This is a genomic window from Salinimicrobium terrae DSM 17865 (assembly GCF_000424665.1).
Lineage (GTDB): Bacteria > Bacteroidota > Bacteroidia > Flavobacteriales > Flavobacteriaceae > Salinimicrobium > Salinimicrobium terrae.
The window spans coordinates 133,933-154,461 of sequence record NZ_KE384223.1 but is presented as its reverse complement, the minus strand read 5'-3'; the positions used below and the strand labels follow the sequence as shown (position 1 = coordinate 154,461).

The 20,529-nt window shown below is 41.4% G+C and carries 17 protein-coding genes; all 17 read right to left on the bottom strand.

The genetic code is table 11. The features are described 5' to 3' along the window. Positions 1 to 11 precede the first annotated feature (11 nt). Positions 12 to 1,274 carry an ABC transporter permease gene (locus H148_RS0116880; protein ID WP_029035841.1) on the bottom strand — a complete coding sequence of 421 codons (1,263 nt, stop codon included), beginning with the start codon at positions 1,272 to 1,274 and terminating at the stop codon, positions 12 to 14. A 2-nt stretch (positions 1,275 to 1,276) separates the two neighbouring features. After that, on the bottom strand, positions 1,277 to 2,521 hold the full coding sequence (locus H148_RS0116875) for an ABC transporter permease (RefSeq protein WP_029035840.1): 1,245 nt from the start codon (positions 2,519 to 2,521) through the stop codon (positions 1,277 to 1,279). Then, positions 2,514 to 3,215 (bottom strand): ABC transporter ATP-binding protein, encoded by a 702-nt coding sequence (locus H148_RS0116870; RefSeq protein WP_029035839.1) that lies wholly within the window; start codon positions 3,213 to 3,215, stop codon positions 2,514 to 2,516. Before H148_RS0116870 ends, H148_RS0116875 begins: the two co-directional genes overlap by 8 nt. A 116-nt stretch (positions 3,216 to 3,331) precedes the next feature. Further along, positions 3,332 to 3,559, bottom strand: coding sequence for a membrane protein (locus tag H148_RS0116860; RefSeq protein ID WP_037325548.1), 228 nt, complete (start codon positions 3,557 to 3,559; stop codon positions 3,332 to 3,334). A 4-nt stretch (positions 3,560 to 3,563) separates the two neighbouring features. Further along, entirely contained in the window at positions 3,564 to 4,097 is a 534-nt protein-coding gene (locus tag H148_RS0116855) for a DUF420 domain-containing protein (protein WP_029035837.1), read from the bottom strand. After that, positions 4,087 to 4,824 carry an SCO family protein gene (locus H148_RS0116850; RefSeq protein WP_029035836.1) on the bottom strand — a complete coding sequence of 246 codons (738 nt, stop codon included), beginning with the start codon at positions 4,822 to 4,824 and terminating at the stop codon, positions 4,087 to 4,089. Before H148_RS0116850 ends, H148_RS0116855 begins: the two co-directional genes overlap by 11 nt. 3 nt (positions 4,825 to 4,827) lie before the next feature. Continuing rightward, entirely contained in the window at positions 4,828 to 5,478 is a 651-nt protein-coding gene (locus H148_RS0116845; RefSeq protein WP_029035835.1) for a hypothetical protein, read from the bottom strand. A 76-nt stretch (positions 5,479 to 5,554) separates the two neighbouring features. Then, on the bottom strand, positions 5,555 to 5,917 hold the full coding sequence (locus tag H148_RS0116840; RefSeq protein WP_029035834.1) for a cytochrome C oxidase subunit IV family protein: 363 nt from the start codon (positions 5,915 to 5,917) through the stop codon (positions 5,555 to 5,557). Between the two features lie 18 nt (positions 5,918 to 5,935). Continuing rightward, positions 5,936 to 6,916 (bottom strand): cytochrome c oxidase subunit 3, encoded by a 981-nt coding sequence (locus H148_RS0116835; protein ID WP_029035833.1) that lies wholly within the window; start codon positions 6,914 to 6,916, stop codon positions 5,936 to 5,938. A 46-nt stretch (positions 6,917 to 6,962) separates the two neighbouring features. After that, positions 6,963 to 7,544 (bottom strand): cytochrome c oxidase subunit 3, encoded by a 582-nt coding sequence (locus tag H148_RS0116830; RefSeq protein ID WP_029035832.1) that lies wholly within the window; start codon positions 7,542 to 7,544, stop codon positions 6,963 to 6,965. Then, positions 7,535 to 8,437: a heme o synthase gene (gene cyoE, locus H148_RS0116825; protein ID WP_029035831.1), complete on the bottom strand. Its 903-nt coding sequence runs from the start codon at positions 8,435 to 8,437 to the stop codon at positions 7,535 to 7,537. The genes H148_RS0116830 and cyoE overlap by 10 nt, the downstream gene beginning before the upstream one ends. A gap of 114 nt (positions 8,438 to 8,551) precedes the next feature. Beyond that, positions 8,552 to 10,663, bottom strand: a complete 2,112-nt coding sequence (locus H148_RS0116820; RefSeq protein ID WP_029035830.1) for a hypothetical protein — start codon at positions 10,661 to 10,663, stop codon at positions 8,552 to 8,554. A gap of 373 nt (positions 10,664 to 11,036) precedes the next feature. After that, on the bottom strand, positions 11,037 to 11,762 hold the full coding sequence (locus tag H148_RS0116815; protein WP_029035829.1) for an energy transducer TonB: 726 nt from the start codon (positions 11,760 to 11,762) through the stop codon (positions 11,037 to 11,039). A 51-nt stretch (positions 11,763 to 11,813) separates the two neighbouring features. Beyond that, complete coding sequence (locus H148_RS18205) at positions 11,814 to 12,209, bottom strand: VanZ family protein (RefSeq protein WP_156877288.1); 396 nt, start codon at positions 12,207 to 12,209, stop codon at positions 11,814 to 11,816. Then, entirely contained in the window at positions 12,199 to 12,579 is a 381-nt protein-coding gene (gene gcvH / locus H148_RS0116805) for a glycine cleavage system protein GcvH (RefSeq protein ID WP_029035828.1), read from the bottom strand. Before gcvH ends, H148_RS18205 begins: the two co-directional genes overlap by 11 nt. A gap of 58 nt (positions 12,580 to 12,637) precedes the next feature. Next, on the bottom strand, positions 12,638 to 19,792 hold the full coding sequence (gene sov, locus H148_RS0116800; protein ID WP_051286589.1) for a T9SS outer membrane translocon Sov/SprA: 7,155 nt from the start codon (positions 19,790 to 19,792) through the stop codon (positions 12,638 to 12,640). Further along, positions 19,789 to 20,370, bottom strand: coding sequence for a Holliday junction branch migration protein RuvA (ruvA, locus tag H148_RS0116795; RefSeq protein WP_029035826.1), 582 nt, complete (start codon positions 20,368 to 20,370; stop codon positions 19,789 to 19,791). Before ruvA ends, sov begins: the two co-directional genes overlap by 4 nt. Positions 20,371 to 20,529: the final 159 nt, after the last annotated feature.

Below are 20,529 nucleotides of genomic sequence, written 5' to 3'. Positions count from 1 at the left end.
TTAATTTTACTCTATTCTGTTCTTAAAGCATCAACGGGTTTGATCTTTATAGCATTTTGTGCCGGGATCAAACCTGCCAGTAAACCTGAAATCACCAATATGGCGAGGGCGACCATCACTACTCCCAGATTTACACTGGGGTTAAGGAACATCATTTCTGAAGTATCCATACCGCTAAGTATCTGGTTGACAACAGCAATCACTCCTGTGGCAAGCACTATACCTGCCATTCCCGATATTATCGTAAGGAAGATCGACTCCATGAGAATTTGCCCCCTTATCGCCCAGGGTGTTGCTCCAAGTGCTCGTCTTACCCCAATTTCATTCGTGCGTTCTTTAACCACGATAAGCATAATATTGCTTATCCCAATGATTCCTGAAAGCAGTACCAGGATCCCTACGAAATAGGCTACGCCTTTTAATGCGATAAACAGACCATTGATCTTGTTATACTCTTCAAAAAGGTCGAAATTACCCACCGCTCTGTCGTCTTCAGGGTGGATGGAATGGCGACTTTTGATGACATCGATGATCTCACCTTTCAGTTCTGTAATTGAAGAACCATCCTGTGCGGTAATAGCCATCCACCCAACATCATTTCCTTGATTAAATGCCTGGGAAAAGGCTGTAAAAGGAACATATATCTGCTTTTGGTTTTCTTCGGCATTACCATTATTACCTTTCTTTTTGTATGTACCAACTACCATGAAATTTACTCCGTTGATCTTAAGGTAACTACCAAGTACTTCCTCTCCCGGTTCATATAAGGTAGTACGTACGCCTTCCCCAATGATGGCCACCTTCCGCTTGTCATTAATATCTGAATAGTTAAGAAACCTTCCGGAAGTGATATCCATTGGCTCCTGCTGAATGATCTCAGGGTAATCGCCATAGACGTTAAAAGCTCCTGTATTTAATCCTCTTACTACATTATTGCCTCCTCCGAAGCCTCCCAATTGATTGCGGGGAGAAACAAACCTCAAGTTTGGCACTTCGGTTTTTAATGCAGCCACGTCATCAATTTTGAAATTATACCGTCTTCCTTTAGGCAGACCTTTATAAGGTTTCGAAGTTACCTGTGTCCACATAAACATGGAATTGGTCGCCATTCCACCAAAACCCTGCTTCACACCATTTTCCAGCCCTTTACCGGCAGCAAGCAGGATCACCAGAATAAAGATTCCCCAAAGCACTCCAAAAGCCGTAAGTAACGTCCTGAACCAGTTGGCACTGAGTGCTTCCAATATTTCGTCCCAATTATCTCTACTGAACATGCTTACTCATCTCTTAGTGCGACAATAGGTTTGATCCTGGCTGCACGGTAGGCAGGGAAGAATCCCGCCAGTGCTCCGGCAACTATCAGGATGATCACGGTGGTTAACGCTACTCCAAAATCCACAGAAGGATTGGCAATAAAATTAGTTTCTATCATGGGACCCACCAGTTCCAGCAGGGCAAGGCTTCCAATAAGTCCTACCAGACCGGCAATGGCAGTCACAAAAATAGATTCGTGCAGTACCATTACCACGATTGACAAAGGTTCTGCCCCTAATGCTTTTCGCACTCCTATCTCTTTAGTGCGTTCCTTCACAATAATGAGCATAATATTGCTTACTCCAACAATTCCTGCGATGATGGTACAGATGCCAACTCCCCAGAAGAAAAACTTTATCATATCCATGAGATCATAAAAACGCTTTGCATTCTCCAGAGAATTGTTAATATTGATCGCGCGGTTATCTTCGGGAGCTATTGTATGTTGTTCTTTCAGGAACTGCTGTAATTCTGAAGAGAACTTATTTGAAGCGGCAAGAGCTGCTTCAAAATTATCCTCACTTTGGAGTGTAAAAGCCATGTTGTTGATATAGTTCTGCCCGTTAAAGACCCTCTGGCCTGTAGAAAGCGGAACATACACCCTGTTTTCTTCCCGTTCTCCTCCGGGATCTGTAAAGACTCCTATAACCTTAAAGTTTATTCCGGAAATTTCCAGGTACTTTCCAATAGGATCTGCATCTTTAAAAAGATCATTGCTGACTCTGTTTCCAATTACGACTACTTTCTCGTAATTCTCATGGTCGGAATAATTGAGATAACGCCCGTTGGTCATGCTGCTGTTTTCGAGAAACTGATAATCTGGCAGTACGCCTTCTACCCTATAAGAACCTGATTCTTTCTTATAAGTAACCACACCATTCCAGATCCTATAAACTGCAGATTTATATTCAAGATCATTCTCATATTTCTTAGCAGTAGTTTGAAAATCGGTGGTCTTAAGCCTTATATCCCTACCGGGATTAAGCCCTTTGTACTCTACAGAGGTTCTTCCGGTCCAGACGTAAAGAATATTGGCTGCATCCTGCTCAAATTCTGCAGAAATGCCATTCCTCATTCCCTCACCTATCCCCAGTAGGATCACTAGAATAAATATCCCTGAGGCGACTGAGAGCCCGGTAAGAAAGGTTCGTAATTTATTTTTACGAATGGTTTCAAAAATTTCTTCCCAACGTTCCAGATCAAACATACTGCATTGCCTTTACCTGATCTACTTTTTTATCGTCTATGATAACACCATCCTTTAGATTTACGATGCGTTTTGTCATTTCCGCAATATCATGCTCATGGGTAACAATAAGAATGGTACGCCCTTCTTCATTGATTTTCTGAATAAGGTCCATCACTTCATAAGAAGTTTTAGTATCAAGAGCACCGGTAGGCTCATCGGCCAGTAAGACTTTGGGATCACTGGCCAGGGCCCTGGCTATGGCCACCCTTTGCTTTTGCCCTCCCGATAGTTCATTGGGATGGTGTTGCGCCCAGGCAGTTAACCCCACCTTGTCGAGGTAGGCCATGGCACGTTCCAGTCTTTCCTTTCGCTTCATCCCCTGGTAATACAGTGGTAAAGCAACATTATCAAGTGCAGTTTTATAATTAATCAGGTTAAAAGACTGGAAAATGAAACCTAAAAACTTATTTCGGTAGCGGGCAGCTATTTTTTCATTAAGATTCTTGATTGGGACATTATCAAGGGTGTAAGTACCTGAATCTGCCTCATCGAGCATTCCCAGAATATTAAGAAGGGTAGATTTACCCGAGCCCGAAGAACCCATTATAGAGACAAGTTCTCCTTCGGCAACATTAAAATTTATTCCTTTGAGCACATGCAGAGAGTTGCTTCCGGTCTTATAGGACTTGTGCAAATCTTTAATTTCAATCATACCGGGTGTTATTCAGTTTAATAAACAGGGGGCACCCATTAGACTGGCAAAAAAGGGAAATGTTACATTATCCGGAAAAAAGATTCTGAAAAATGGCATTTTGGAAGGAAAGTAGACTATTCTCTTGTGCTACCTTTTTTACGGGACTTCCAGATAAAATAAGCTATGCCTGCCATTAACAAATAGGGAAAAACCATAAGATAAACGATACCGTCATTTATACCTTCAGCAGTCGACTGACTCTCTTCAGTTTCAAGAACAGCACGACACATCGCACATTGGGCTTCCACATCATAAGACAGGAGCAGAATTAAAATTGTACTAAGTAAGATTCGTGAACGCATATTTTCAATAATAAGGGGCCATGAATAAATAAACCAGCACTCCGGTGATTGCTACATACAACCAGGTAGGATAGGTAAATCTTGCTATCTTACGGTGTTTTTCTACCTCTCCTGTGAACCCGCGATACATAGTAAATAATACAAGCGGGACTATAATTGCCGATAGCAGGATATGGGTAATTAAAACAAAAAAATACACATATCTAATGGCACCGTCCCCGCCATAGGGAACAGGTTCATTACTGATTTTTGAGATCACATAGCTCACAAGGAATACTGCCGACAGGAAAAAAGCAGAGATCATAAGGTTACGATGCCACCCCAGTTTCTTTTTCCTCATAGCATAATAACCAGAAACAAGTAATAGAGCTGTGAAGAAGTTAAGAATTGCATGGAAAAGAGGGAAGTTATTAAAACTTTCTCCCAGCACATCATATCTCTCGGGAAGATACATCAAGATGAGCACCAGGACAGGAACAAGGATCGAGACCACCAGAATGGTCGGCACCATCACTTTATCAACTTTGCTATTTACCATTGATAAGATTTTTTGCATCTGCAATCAAAATATCTATTTGCGGCTCTTCCTCTCCTGGCCCAACTACCGCTGAACGGGGAACAGAACCCCTGTAATAGATAATTGGATTTCCATGAGGGTCTTTACGGGATCTTATATAGCCATCCCTGTCAACCAGCGCAAAATATCCCGAATGCGCAAAACCACCTTCGGCATTTTCATCTTCACCGGCATAAATATTAAAACCTGAGTTTGCGAGATCATAAATATCATCCCGCTCCCCTGTCAACAAATGCCAATTGGGGTGCGTAATATTATTATTAACCGCATATTCTTGTAATACTTGAGGAGTATCGTGTTGTGGATCTATGCTGAAAGAAGCAATGCCAAAATCCTCATTTTTGGAAAACACATCCTGCACCTGGACCAGATTATCCTTCATTATAGGACAAATGGTAGGGCAGGTAGAAAAGAAGAATTCGGCTATATACACCTTACCTTCATAGTCTTTGTTAGTGATTGTATCCCCGTGTTGATCTATAAATTCAAAAGGAGGCACCTTCTTTTTTTCTTCGTTCACCATGATGTAATCGAGCTCAACTCCGGCTGCAGCCCGCTCTTCCTGTCCATCGGACCTGTTGGAGGACACTACCTCCCGTTCACTTACCCTGTCGATGATCTCAGGGATCACTATAATCCCAAAAATAAGTATCACGAAGGAAATTCCTATGTAGGAGTAATTTTTCATTTATTATTGAGTCTTCTCTTTATTGTATTTTTTAAGTTCCAATCGATATTCGGCCAGAATAACCTTTACATCATCATTCATCTTGTTATTAAGAACAAATATCGAACCGGTGTCATAACCGTACAGCTCGCTACCATCATCATCTTTATCTCTACCTCTTAATTTACCATTCTTATCTATAATAAAAACATTGGGAGTAGAAAGGTCACCGCTAAGTTCAAGGTTTGTGTTGAGGCTGTCAAATAAAGTATTGATCTCCTCGGGAGAACCAAATACAAATTTCCACTTTTCAAAATCTATAACTTCTGAAATCTTACTTTTGAGCTCTTCCACTTCAGCCTCACTCCCTTCAGGTACTACAGAAATGAACTGAAAATCATTGAATTCAGCATAGGGATCATAGATCTTTTCGGCCAGATGATATGCATTATTAAGGTATTCCATAGGCTCTGCACCGGGAAAACCAAGAATGGTAATTTTGTCGTCGAAACTCACCTCCTCTTCCGAATTCTCAAGACTTCTGAAGGATTCCAGCTGATAAATTTCCTGTGTAAGAACCGGCAAACGGGCAAAATTATTGACTCCCGATGCGAAGAAAAGATAAGCCCCCAATGGGAGCGCAAAAAGGACAAAAATGACAAAGAATTTTTTCATGTTCTCTTTCCGGAAAGATGTGCACAAAAATAAAAAAAGGCGGTCTTAAAACCGCCTTTCTATGATGTTTTAACTTTTAAAAATCCCAGGCTACCTGCCCCCTCTGCATTACCTCGTATACATAATCTCCTTCAGTAAGAAGAATGAATAACAGGTAAACAATAAGAAAACCCGCAGTCCAAACCACAGAGCGTCGAAGCCCTTTAGTTTCACCTTCCATATGCATAAAAGCCCAGGTAATATAATATGCCTTCCAGATCGTGAGTAAAATAAAGATCCAGTTAATTAATTTTAAACTGATAAAATAGGTGTCTGTAAGGAACTCCGGTTTAATGATTCCAAGAATCACCTCAACCAGGGTAATCACAGAAAGTATTATAAAAACAGTCCAGATCCTTTTGGAGTTCGATTCGTATGCGTGTGTAGTATCGTGTGCCATTTTTTGCTGTATTCCAGATTATACCAAATAGAAGAAAGTAAATACAAAAACCCAAACAAGATCCACAAAGTGCCAGTACAGTCCGACCTTTTCTACCATCTCGTAGTGACCTCTTCTCTCGTAAGTACCTATCAGCACGTTAAAGAAGATAATAATATTTATCAAAACCCCGGTCAAAACGTGAAAACCGTGGAAACCGGTAATGAAGAAGAAGAAGTCTCCAAAAAGGGGATTCCCGTATTCATTTTTCTTCAGGTTCGCTCCTTCTATAATACCAATTCCTTCTTTTTCAAGCTTAGCTAAAGAGGCTTGTCTTGTAAGAATAACCTTTTCACCTGTCTCTGTCAATTCCTGGGTTCTGATATGCAGGTTCGGGTTCGCCGCAAAGCCAACAAGCACATCCTCCATAGTAAAACGTGGTAATGTAGGTTCGTCGGTAAACCACAATGCATTAGAACGCGTCTGTTGTACTCTCAACGTAGGCGCCGCAACCACAAATTCGTCCAGGGCAACGCGATGCCCTTCATTATCTATTACCTGCAATACGTTACCACCCCGGGTTTCAATAGCACCGTAGGTTCCCTGTATGAAATTCTTCCACTCCCAGGCTTGTGAGCCAAGGAAGACAATACCACCAATTATGGTAAGCAACATATAGAAAGAAACCTTTGCCTTCTTCATTTGGTGACCGGCATCTACAGCCAAAACCATAGTGACAGAAGAAAATATAAGAATAAAGGTCATCAAAGCCACGTAGTACATGGGAGCATCTACTCCATGTAAAAACGGAAAGTGATTAAAGACCTCATCGGCAATAGGCCAGCTATCAGAAAATTTATATCTGGCAAAGCCGTAAGCTGCAAGAAAACCGGAAAAAGTAAGCGCATCTGACAATATGAAGAACCACATCATCATTTTTCCATAGCTTACTTTCAATGGTTCATTCCCACCGCCCCATGTTTTTCCTTCGGTACCTGTTCTGGTAACAGTCGCTTCCATAGAAAGAATTTGATTTTTAAAGTATGGGCAAAAATAGGTTTTTTATTTATCTAAAGAAATATAAAAAGAAAAACAGGTATATCCAAAGAGCATCTACAAAATGCCAATAGGTAGCACCAAGTTCTAATCCAAGTGTTTGCCCCGCATAATACTTTTGTTTAAAATGATTATAAATTATCACCAAAAGAACAATAATTCCGCCCAAAAGGTGAATTAAATGCGATCCTACAATTAAATATAAAAAAGAAGTGGTAACGCTACTGGCACTTCCAGTGAAAAAATACCCGGTTTCCAATAATTCGCTAAAGCTCTGAAATTGTAAAGCAATAAATATAAAACTTAGCAATAAAGTTCCAGTAAGACATGAAGTTGCCAGTGAACGATTATTCTGCTTTACTGCTTTAATGGCTATATGAAAGGTGATACTACTCAACAGGATCACTGCTGTGCTCCAAAAGAAGGCAGTTGGTAATTGCAGCTCAGTAAGCCAGTCCGGCCGCTTAGTACTTACCACGTAAGCACTGGTAAGACCGGCAAACATCATTGCCATACTAATGATCCCAAACCAAAGCATCATTTTTTTGGCACGATCCTGCTTATGATCTTGGGTTCCTTGTGTTAAATCCATACTCGAATTAATTTATCTAATACATATATTATTTGTAGCAGAGTGATATAGGACACACTGGCCAGCATAAGTTTTTTAGCTGATTTTTCATCTCTTTTCCGATAAAGTTGTACCGCATAGAAAAGCATTCCCAGCCCCAGGAGAAGTACAAGAATAGCAGAAAACGGTGTAATGTATAATGCACCCGTCATACCAGTAACCGGTATTAAGGAAACGATAATAGTCCAGGCAGTATATAGAACTATTTGTACTGCAGTTCCCTTATCTCTTTTTCCGGTAGGCAACATAAAGAAACCGCCTTTGGCATAGTCATCATACAACCACCACCCCAAGGCCCAGAAATGAGGAAATTGCCAGAAGAACTGTATCATGAATAAGGTTCCCGGTTCTATACCAAAATCTCCCGTAGCGGCAACCCATCCTAACATAAAAGGAATAGCTCCCGGAAAAGCCCCTACAAAAACAGATAACGGCGTTTTGGTTTTAAGTGGCGTATAGACACTCACATAGAGAAAAATACTTATCGCCCCAAACATCGCTGTCTTTGGATTGATAAGATAAAGAATAATAAGCCCTAAAACTGTAAGGGAACTGGCAATTACAAAAGCCGTATTAACGGACATCCTTCCTGAAGGCACGGGCCGGTTTCTCGTCCTTTTCATCAAGAGGTCCAGATCTTTTTCAAGGATCTGGTTATAGGCATTTGAAGCCCCTACAAGACAGTATCCTCCAATTGACAGCATTACCACAGTAAGGAAATCAATTGATTCTGCACCTAAGAAATAACCGGCAACCGAAGAAAAGACTACACTTATAGCCAGCCTCACCTTGGTAACCTCTTTAAAATCACTTACCAGAGTTATTGAAGGACTATGTACTTGGGTGTTTTCCAAAAAAGGCAATTTTGGCGCAAAGATACTTTTTAATTATTTCCTACCAAGACCCTGAAGCTGTAAAATTCATAATCACATAAAAAATCAGCTGTTGATTTTCAAGCTTTTACAGACTCACATATCAAAATACCAGTTAAAAATATCTGTGCGAAGTCCAATGTTGATCCAGTAAGTAGTATTATCAAAATGCTGTAGGCTATTCACCTGGGGATCAAAATGGCGATATATAAAGCTACCGAAGAACTTCAGGTTAGTTACAGGATTCACAATATAACCCACTTCAGTTTGCGCAAAGAAAGAGTCGGTTGTATTTCCCTGTCCAATTTGAACACCGGTTTCCAGGGGGCGCTCATCTTCGGTGCGGTAAATATTTCCGCCGTAATAATCTCCGTTTTCAAAGAAGTCAAAACCTCGCTCTCCGTAAATCGCCTTCACATGACCATAATATCTCCCGTTTTTATAACGTGCAATAGCCACGAGTTCTCTAAAATTCGCACCCCACAAATGCGCCATGGATTGGTTCATGTGGCCGTAATTAAGAGTAATGGTATTGTGAGAGTAAGTATATGGACGAACCTGATTGTATTCAAGCTGCATTTGAAGATTCTCCACATTAAAAGCATTGAAATATTTTGTTCCTATTTGAAAACCGTGTTTGTTCTTCCAGCTACCTTCGCCGCCAAATACATCACTTGAAGAAAATTCATCAATAAGCCATTGGCCATAAGTAAGGAAACTGTTGTTCCACTTATACTTACCTGTGAGCCCAATGATCGCGTTTCCTGCCTGAGCCCCGGTAGAGAACTCTATAGCACGGTAAAAAATTACAGGGTTCAGATAATTTAGATCAAAACCACGATTATTATCATTCTCCCAGATTACCGATTCGAAAAAGCCAAGATTTAGCCTTTTTGTGACATTATAACTAAGGTAGTGGTTTGCCATAAATTTAGTGCGGTAGGAACCTTCTCCTGTCACCTCCGGCCGCACATCCCGTAACGACATCCATGTATTAGTATATTTGATCTTCCAGAAAGTAGTGTTGAGCTTAAAAAAGGGATATGGCGCTGCATTATCACTCAAGAGTAAAGATCTATAACCATCCCCAATAAAGTTTTTGCCATGGCCAAACTGTAAATTAAAAAATTTACCGGGGCTAAAAGAAAGATAACCTTCGGCCACAGGATAGTCGTATGCCTGACCCATAAAGGGTTTGGCAATTCCGCGCCCGGGGATTATGGCAGCTCCTTCAGATCCGGGCCTTATTGATTCAGCATAATGATTAAAATAATCTGCAAATCTTCCCTGATTCTCATAAACTACCGAATAGAAGCTCAAGTTCTTTCCCAGGCCTCCCTGGAAAATAGCAGCCCTCGTATTGTTGTAGGTAACATCCAGGTCGCTATCAAAATCTTTGCCCACCTGCAGATCAAGTGCAAAATCTACAGTGAACCAGTAATCCTCTCCCTGGAACCTGAAAAGATGCTCATTCCATAACTTCCTCCCCACCCAGGAATTAACCGGCTTTTGAAGAGCGGCAAGCTGAGATTCAAAATTATAATATGGTTCTACTTCAGAAAAAATAAAAGGTTTGGAGGAAGTGTGGAAATTAATCCCCACCCGGTTGACCTCATCTTCAAACCTACTGTAAAGCTCGTGCGATAACGGAATATTTATCTCACTCTCCAACCGCGGGTGATTAAAATTCAGTGACTCGATCTGATCATACTCATCTGTAACCTGCTCCTGAATCAGTGGAGTCTTATTTCTGGTCTGAACAATTTCCAGCTTTTCCTGCACAGGCAGATTCGGAACCTCATCAATTTCCAAAGGAACTTTTACCGGCATCCGGAACTGCATATTAATTGGCCTACTGTTGTAGGAAGCGGGAGTAATTTTAGGAAGGGTCTCAAAAATGCGTTTTATTTCCTCCTTTAGTTCGGGATAGGCCGCATCAATATAATTTATCTCAAAATTTCCTTCATGGGTGACTTCAAACAACACTATAATTTCTCCCTCGTAATTTTCTTCGGAAATAACCTCAGGCACCTGGAATTCTTCACTAATCCTGCTTTTAAGAATCCTATTGAAGCAGTCTCTCTGTTCCTGAAATTCAACGTTTTCACATTCATTAAAACGCGGAAATCTTTCAGGATCACCCGTGAAGGTTTGAGAAAAAGCAAAAAAAGGAAAGAGTAATATGAGGAGCGGGTAATATTTTGTCATATCCTGCACAAAGCTAAGTGGATTACGACGGAAAGATACATTATTTTAAAAATCTGAAGTATTTCATTGATGTAAAAATCCCACAGGCAGGTACGGGATTAAAAATTACAATTTTTAGATCATTAGTCTTACATCATATGGATAATTATTACAGATAAGTTACTCCTACAGATCTTCCTCTCTGTGTTCGGGGAATAAATCCAGGAATAGCCTTTATAACACTTCTCGTTTTCTTCATCAAGTTTAAATTGAGGAGCACGAACTCACATGACCTCTATAAATTCCGCTTTTACTAAATATCCTTCAATGGAAAAATTTTGGATAAAAAAAATCCCGCAACTGGTGCGGGATTTAATATTAAGAGTGACTAGTACTAGTCTTGTACTTTAAAAGTAATGGGCAAAGAGTAAAGCACCCCAACCGGCTGACCTCTTTGTTTTCCAGGCTGCATTTTAGGCAATAAATTCACTACCCTTTCAGCTTCCTGCTGTAGTCGTGGGTGTGGAGCCCTTGCTCCAAGCACAGTAATATTACCGTTCTTCTCGATCCTAAACTGAACATAAATTCTGTTGATCCCCGAAAGTCCAAGATCACTACCTAAACCGGTATCGAATTTCCGGTTTACGAAATCCTGGATTTTTTCACTCATACAGTTTTTACGAGCTTCATTGTTTCTTTCATTCTCACATCCTGGAAAAACCGGAACATCTTCAATAACTGCAAACGGAACGTCCCCAATTTCTTCTTCTTCCTCAACAACCTCTACCTCTTCAACTTCCACGATCTCTTCCTGGTTAGTTTCAGTAGATTCAATTACCGTCTCTTCAACTTCCTCTTCATCTTCTACGATCTCGATAATCTCGGGTGCTGGTGGTGGTGGTGGCGGTGGTGGTGGTGGCGGTGTATTCAATTCGGTGATTGGCACATCTTCCTCTTCAAAGTCATCCATATTTACCATCCCGGTATCAATGGCTTCCCTGTCGTAGGTTTTCCACTCAATCGCCCTCCAGGTAATGAAAAGCATCACGATCATTCCGATCTGGAAGAACAAAATGCTTCTCCTGGATAAATCAGCTTTTGGGTTTTTTTTGGGTTTCATAATTCCGTTTTAATTATAGGTTGGCTAAAATAATTAATTTTTCATTAAATCTCAATTTATCTTAGCTTTTAACCTGATTAGATAATTCCTTAAGTTCCAAGCCAAAATTCCGGCAAGAACCACTCCAATTGTATTGGCTAAAATGTCGTAAAGATCCAGTTGTCGATAACTGGTCATTGTGTCCTGAAGAACCTCAATAAAGATGCCAAAAGCTATTGAAATTATAGAAATAACAACAATATTCTTAAAAAACTTATCTTCCTTAAATGAAAAAAGCCAAAATAGCATCCATAACATTCCCAATCCAAAATAGGCTCCTAAATGCAGCATCTTATCACTCATCCCAAGATCCTGTACAGGCGTGTCTGCAAGGTTAATAAGAGACAGGTATAAGATGAGAATTGTATAACAAAGAGCCGCTAGAAAAAAAAGAAGCTTAACCTTCAACAACTTCTGTATAATCCTCGGCACTTAAAAGATCATCGATCTGTGAAGCATCATTAAACCGAATTTTCACCATCCAGCCTTCTCCATAAGGATCTGAATTTACTTTTTCGGGCTCGTCCTCCAGGCTTTGGTTGAATTCAATTATTTCTCCCGAAAGTGGCGCAAACAAATCAGACACTGTTTTGACTGCTTCAACAGTACCAAACACCTCTTCTCTTTCCAGAGTTTCATCTACAGTTTCAACTTCCACATAAACGATATCCCCCAATTCTCCCTGGGCAAAATCGGTAATACCTACGGTGGCAACATCTCCTTCAATTTTCACCCATTCGTGATCATTGGTGTACTTTAAATCTTTTGGAATATTCATGGTTAGTTTTTTAATATAACAAAGTTAGTTTTTTAATTCTTTAAGTCAAGTCCCTTCTTTAATTTCCAAAGTTATATCTCAAAGTTATTCCAGACCTTATGGTGGTTTGAGGATATGCCGTAGAAATCGCATATTCCGAGAAACTGTGATCGTAGTATACTAAAGCCGTCAGGTTCTTCGAAAGAGCATAATCTGCCGTAAAGTTTATCCCCCATATATCCTGCCCTGCAGTCACCTGGCTGTTGTCGATGTCGAGATATCGTATAACCGTTTTATTGTGACGGTATGATACATCTGCCTTAAAATTTAAGTCACTGCTAAGGATCCTTTGTCGTCCTCCAAACTTCGTATCAATTTTTAAGTCTTTTAAACGATACCCCAACCCAAGGGTGTATTGATTTCCGCTAATCTCGGTAAGTAGATTGTTGTCAAAGCTCAATGACAGTGCCCTGTCTTTTTGGACATCGGCTAAAATCTTAATCGAATTTGCCATTTCCAGATCCACTCGAATAAGCGGACTAAATTGTTCTGTAAGATTAATGTTGGAAAACAACAATTCACTTTTATAATTCCCCGCCTGATCTGCTTCCCGAGGGTTGGCAGGATCATAGTCCAGATTGGTCTGGAACCGGTTTACCGTGTATCCTGCAGTATATCCATGGTTAACAGAAAACCTTCTGAAGTTTTCTCTGAACCATGGCAGGCGCATAAAGCCGGTATATTTCAGGTTCCAGTTAGGAAGAGGGAAACTTCTGAATGCTCCCAGGGCCACATCATCGGGATCTGCACCTGAATAAGCAGCTAAAAACGCCGGAAGCAGAACGTCCTGACTATTCTTTCCGAAGCCAACGGGATAACCAAGCTCATCGGTCTCATTTGGATCCAGCCCGTTTTCAATTGCCAGTCTTCTTGCCACTGCAAGTCTGTTTTCTCTGAATTCCTGAAAAGTAGCCGAAGATTCTGCCGAACTTTGATTAAAAGCAGTCTTTAGAAGAATGGTTGAAATATTAAAGTTTCCAAAGGAGAGTGGCGTAAGCGGAATATATTGATCCCCAATTACCCTGTAATTCTCCTGAAAAGTTTCAGAATACAACCTGCCGGCGGTAAGCTGGATAGTTAAATCGGGCAGGAGAGAAACTTCTGCGTTGATCCCCAGCTGTTCATTCTCTACCCGTGTATACTGTTGATTAAAGTCCTGGTATAAAGTAAGCCAGCCTTTACGGGCAGCCATATACCTCACCTCCTCCTGGCTTCCCAAAGTAAAGCCGAAGGTTGGATTCCATGTGCCCAAAAAGCCCATATCATTCGTATAACCCGGTAAAAATATCCCGTTATTCTCTTCGTAATTTACCTGTATCCTGCGAATTGAAGTAAGGAGACCTACGAGAGTATTATAGGTCCTGTCCCCGGCACTTAAGCGAGCAACATCTGCCGGTTTAGGAATTTCAGGTTCATTTCTGTCAAGAGTGGGTACTGCCCTGTTTCTATCTTCAATAGTTTTAGCTCCTCCCGGACGGGTTCTTTTCCTAAATCCTATATAATCATAAAATGTTTGCATTTCCAGGTTTGCACTTATCTGGTGTACGTTTGAATTCTGGACACTATTCCCAAGATCTGGTATTCCCTCAAGCGTCTCGTAAATCTCAGATCCCCGCTCCCACTGGAAATTTCCCGTATAGGAGTAAGTTGTTTTCAGGAAGCCCAGGAAAGGGATCTTTGCCAAAGGCAAATCGTAATTGAGCTGCAGGGACTGGAAATGTTGATTTGGAATACCTACGTTAAAAAAGCCATCCCAGACACCGGTAGTAGTGTCAGGATTGTTTTCATCATCAAGATAATTTCGTACAATTCTGTTAGTGGAAGAATCAAAATTCAGCCTTAAGTTTTTTGTCAAATTGTAATTAATGGTGTACTGCCAGTCAAAAAGAAAATTTCTTTGGTAAAGTGTGGGAATACCATTTATAAAACCGGGAGGCAAGTTGATTTCCCTGAATTTCTGTTCGTTATATTGCCTGAATATAGTGGAGGTTGCAGAAATATTTGATGGGAAAACATTAAAATTAAAGTCCCGTAAAAGGGCAAAATATGCACTGCTGTCCAGCGCCCTCACATTCCTTAACGGTTCAATATTAACAGGAGCAAACGTATAATCGTATGTGGCTCCCACCCGTACATTTTGATCAAAAGCATCTTCTATTTCAAAATCACGGTGATCCACCTGATTATAACTTCCCGAAACACTCAAATTTTCAATGTCATAAGGCATTGGCTTCCCATCACCTATCCTTTCCTTTCGAAGTCCTATCACATTTATACTTTGACGGCGGGTAAAATCCTCAGCCCTCTCTCTTAGATCGTCTCTTATTTCATCTGTTGCGGCGTTATCCAGCACCGTTTCGAGCTCCAAATCGAGAAATTCTGGATCATATTTGGGAGTGATCAATTCTTCACCATAACTGTAACTCACAGGAATTCTCACACCCCAGGTGGGCGGCAGCAATTGCCCCATATTAAGATTACTCAGCACATCATACTGTAAAAAGTCTTCTCTGCTTCTTTGGTTTGGCCCCTGTTCCAACGAACCAAAGCCTACGGTACTTTTTCTTCCGGTGGCTGTGACATTGGCGAAATCCGCAACGTTGGCATCCATATTTACAATAGCAGCCCAGCCTCCTTCGTTGTCCAATTCAGAAAGACGGAGTTCATTGAACCACACTTCCCCGCACAAGTTCCTGGAAGAAGCTTCAGAAAGGCCATTTTTGACACCTAACATAAGCATTCTAACATTCCCGAAACTTGGATTCCCTTTAATCCCGATCCTTAACTCGCCCACCTCGTAGGGCGTTTCGGCTGTTACCGGTTCTCCTGCTTCATTAAAGAAATTTAATTCGGTATTGACGAAATTTGGATTCCCAATAACTGTTGCTTTAACTTCCTGCAGTAATTCAAGGGACAGGTTCATACGGTTTTCTGCAGGCCATATTTCCGAAGCAGAGGCAGCACCAAATTCGGTTGGTTTAAGTGGGATCTCAATTTGATAGAAGTTGTCGGTGAAATCTGTCCCTATTCGTACGAATGCAACGAGTTCTCCTTCCTGCCACTTCAACCTGTTCACCAAAGGTTCTGCATGAACAAACAATTCCAGATTCTTGTACTGCCGCATATCCAGCTGGAAATTCTTATAAACTCCACGCGAATCTTGTGGCTCAAGGTCACAAACAGTTAAGGCCAGAGATTGCTCATTCTGTCTTACTCTTGTATTATTGTTCATTAATTCCTCACGATCCACACCAGGAGGCAAAACATAAGGAATGGGCTGGCGGTTTTCATTCTCTTCAATACTTACAGAAGCTACGGTAAAAGTGGTGTTTTCGTTAGTAGGATCAGATTTATCGGGATCAAGAGATTGGGTGTATCTACGGTAATCCCCGCGCACAAGATCCATAGTTCCAAATCGTAAAACTGTGGGATCCTCGAAACCTGTAAGGTACATTCTCATAAACCTTATTGACCTGAAATCGCCAATTCCTCCACGGGCAGCGGTTGGTTCATAAATAGGTACTTTAAACTGCAACCATCTTACAGGCATTTCCTGCCCGTTGGGCAACTCAATAGAGAAGTTCTTAACATCTGTCACATAGCGACTGTTGTCAATGTTCATATTAGGAAAAACAGGGATCTCATACTCGTAGTAACTGTCAACCGTGTTCATGGTATTGTCCCGGTTAAGATCTTCAACTGTAGGTAAGGTGGTGTTTCCACGGCTTGTGCTTGAAACATCTGGCGGAGAATTCCCCTCAATTCCATTGTAATCAAAATAACGTTCTAATATCCCTCCGGAAGCATTCAGGAAATAGTCATAATTATCGGCAGCAGGATCCGGTAGACTTCTAAAAGTGGGAAATTCTAGAGCTTCTTCTGCATCCGAAAGTCCGTCATATCCTATATCCTGATTTAGTCTCTCCTGGCCTTCAGTATTAAAAGCGTAAATAAGAGATTGATTGGAAGGTACTTTTCCGAATTCTGTAGGAGTAGTGTTCTGCACCCCGCCATCTACAGGAAGCCCGTTCTCATATTGCTTTCTGCCATCTTTTAAAACATCTTCTGAAATATTCCCCAGATTGAAAACAAGCTTCCCTCCGTTATTTCCGGCATTTTCTGAATACAGGAATGGGTCCATCATCCAGAATTCAATGTATTCAACGTTACTCTGCTCAAAGTTTGTCGAGTTAAGCGCGCGGGTGATACCTCCGAAATTTTCAGAAGGATTCGTCAGGTTATTGCCTCCCGCAGCTGCAGGACTATAATTATAGGGGCCTCTAGTTCCGGGATAATAAGCAAGGTCGAGAGTATACAAGACCTGAGACTGACCCTGTACCACATCTACATTTGGAAAAATCTCATTTAAGAATACCCTTCGGGAAGCATAACTGGAAAGATCTGAATCTGTTACACCATCTGGTCTACTGCTTCCGTAGAAAATGGGGTCAATACTATACCAGGCCAATTTGGCTCTTTTGTAATTGGTCGCGAGATTACCGTTTGCCAGTTCTCCTCCAAAACCTAGAGGGACGCTGGAAAGCTCCCAACCCAGCGGATTGTCAATTGCGATTGAAGTCTGAGCTGCTTCAAAATCATCTACATAAGTGGTAGCCCGACCTTCAAATTCACTGCCCTTAGGAGCTCCGGGAACCAAATAGGCCACCTCGCCGCTTAGAGAGAGATTGGAGACAATATCTGTATCAATATTTGGAAGCTTGTTGACCCAGCGGGTCAAAAAAGGTAATTCTGTTGAATAATTCAGGTTGAGCCCAAGAATGGTATTGTTAATGGGTTCATAGCTGTAGTTAGATTTCTGAGTTAGCGGACGTTCGTTAAGATTAAGATAGGTGGCCCCCATCAGGAAATTTTCACTAAAGAGATGCTCCACATGAAGCCCCGTAAATCGTTTTGTTTGCTGCCCAAAAAGGGCATTATTCTCTGTTGAAACCTGGATCGGAATATTGGAAGCCAGCAAAGCTTCGTCCAGGATCTGCACCCGTCCAAACTGGTAATTCACCACGTAATCCACACCTTCCTGCAACACCCTTCCCCCAGCGGTCACGGTAACCGATCCCTGCGGCACATTAAAAGCACCTATAGGAATTCCCTCAACGTTCGATGATTTGTAGCGCCCACGAAGCTGAAATTTATTCTTTTCCGCCTGCTCTTGCTCTGCCTGGGTTTTGGTAGTGTTGTAAAGGGCTCTAAAAACATACTTTTGTTGATTGGCATTCCAGGTTTCGGGAAGTTCATAAATTTCCGGTCCCGCATTTGGATTGAGATCTAATTTATTAAAGAGGTAGCTACCAAAGGGTTCTACAGAGGTGAAAATTACTGCACCTGTTTCCGGATCTATAGTGATCCCCGGAACAAAATCAAAAAATCCGTCGCCGCTGGTGATTGGATCGCCATTTACATTGAGGTTGTCAAGATTAAAAACCCGCAGTAAAGGAGTTTGCTCCACATCTTCAGGAAGCGGCACCCCATCTATTCCTGTAATATAATTAAGAGGTTGAGGATCTGTATAGACAATATTCATCCTGAAATCTTCTCTTTCCAAATTATAAGCGTTCAGGTTATAAACATTCTTCATCATGAGATCCCATACCGGCTCGTCCACATTAGTGACTGAGCTTTTGAGCATCTTGACTACCAGGTTTTGTGAAATGGAAGATTCCACACCCGTACCGCCTGCAGCATCAATTCCATCACTGGCAAACTCCCCCACCTGGTATACTTCCCCTCCAACTGTGTATTGAAAAGCAACAGCAAGAATCTCATCACTTGCCAGTCTTTGATTCAGAGAGATATAACCCAGTCTCGAGTTAAGCCGGTATTCAGAGGGTTCCAACTGCCTCGCATTTTCCAACTTTACATAGTCCCTTCCTTCTGAAACCTGCAGGCCGCCAAAACCTGACTCCACTCTGGCCACATCTCTTATGGCAGGTGTAAGCAATGATTCTCCCGGTCCGGTTATTCCAAAGGGATTTAGGTCGTTATTAAGGTTGTCGGCAAAAGAATTTGCAGGACGGTTAAAGAAACCTGCCGGCGGATTTTCAAGACCAATATTTCCCGGAACGGGCGATTCTCCGAGATCCTGAATGGCAACAATGTTTCTGGTATCAGTAAGATTCTGAACGTTATTTGTTCTGTTGGTCACCCACACCTGTACACGTGTAATTTGCACATTTGAATTTATAAAAGGATAATCCTCAAGAGCTTCGTCGTATTTATCCCGAAAATAGTGGGCCAGAAAAAAGTGCCTATTCTCATCGTACTCAATAGCGAATTTCTCAAATTCCTGAACAGTAGCCCCGCCTTCAACATTTACTGTTCGTCGTTCACTCTTTTGTTCAGAGAAGACACCGGTTATGGTTGTCCTTCCAAACTGAAGCTGAGTTTTGATCCCAAACAAACTTTGCGCACCCTGGATTAGAGCAGAATTAAGTGGCATATTGATGTTACCCACCTCAATCTTCTGAATGATATCATCTTCGGTAGGAGTATATTCCAGCTTTAACTGGTTTTGAAAATCAAAGGTTGATTCGGTGTCGTAATTGGCGGTAACTTTTAAGCGCTCTCCAACATTTCCGAGGAGACTCAGCTGGATTCGTTGATCAAAATCGAATGTGAAAGTGCTCCTGTTGCGCGGCGAAAAAGCAGGATTATCTCTCTTTGAATATAAAATTCCCAGATCCAGTGCAACCGATCCCTGCGGAATAAATTCAATATCACCTCCACCAAAAATATTCTGAAAAAAATCTGAATTCACATAAAAGCCGGGGAGTAAGTCCCGTTGTCCATCCTCTGTACCCTCTTTTCTTCCCGATAATGCGTCCGACTTCTCCTGGAAGTACTGTTGCATTTCTTCCTGAATTACCAAATCCTGATATTCTTCGGGAGTAAGTATTAGGGGGGCAGTGACATTTAATCTGCCTAGAGTTTCGGTGTAAATATATCGGTCAAGGGTGGGATCGTAGGTATAAGAAGCAACTATACTGTTCGGGTTGGGTAACCGAATTTTTCCAAGGGAATATCCTGTTTTAGTCGTATCCTGTTGAACAATAGTATCCTGTGCAAGGGAAGGCGACGTAAAAACCAGCACACAAAGAAGTGCAAAGGAAGGTGAAAGCCAAAACCTGAAAATATAGTTCTGCTCCAAAGGAGTCATAGTTTTTTAAGTGCCTGCTTTATAAGAGATTCCACTGAAGCATCAGGTTCTTCCTTCACAATTTTGTCTACAACTTTCTCAGATTGCTTTCGTGTATACCCAAGGGTCTCTAAAGCAGATAACGCTTCTTCGCGGTTCGTATTGCTTTGTGGAGCAGAAACTTCATCAATTCCAAAGACTTTTAAGATCTTATCCTTTAGATCAATAATAACCCGCTGTGCGGTTTTCGCTCCAATCCCTTTTATCCCCTGGATTGTAGCTACATCTCCGGCTGCTATGGCTTCCATGATTTGCCGCGGCTCAAGGGACGACAACATGCTGCGGGCTGTGCTCGCACCAACCCCCGAAACCGAGATCAACAACCTGAAGATCTCCCGCTCAGATTTTTCCCAAAATCCATACAACGTATGCGAATCTTCTTTCACCTGCAAGTGAGTGAATAACTGCAGTGATTCCTGTGAAGGAATATGAGAGAAAGTATGAAGGGAAATATGGATAAAATATGCTACTCCGTTGCAGTCGATAACTACGTTAGTAGGATTCTTTTCCACGAGCCGGCCTTTAATGCTGTAGATCATGTAAGATAGATAATTGAGTGGTCAAATGTACTAAAATTCAAAGGACGACAAAGCACAAGTGCTACGACAAATACCTCCTAAAAATGGCATTTTCGGACAGTTATTTCCAAAAGAAGACGGCGGACTAAAAAAAATCCTACTGAGTTTCTTTCAGAAGGA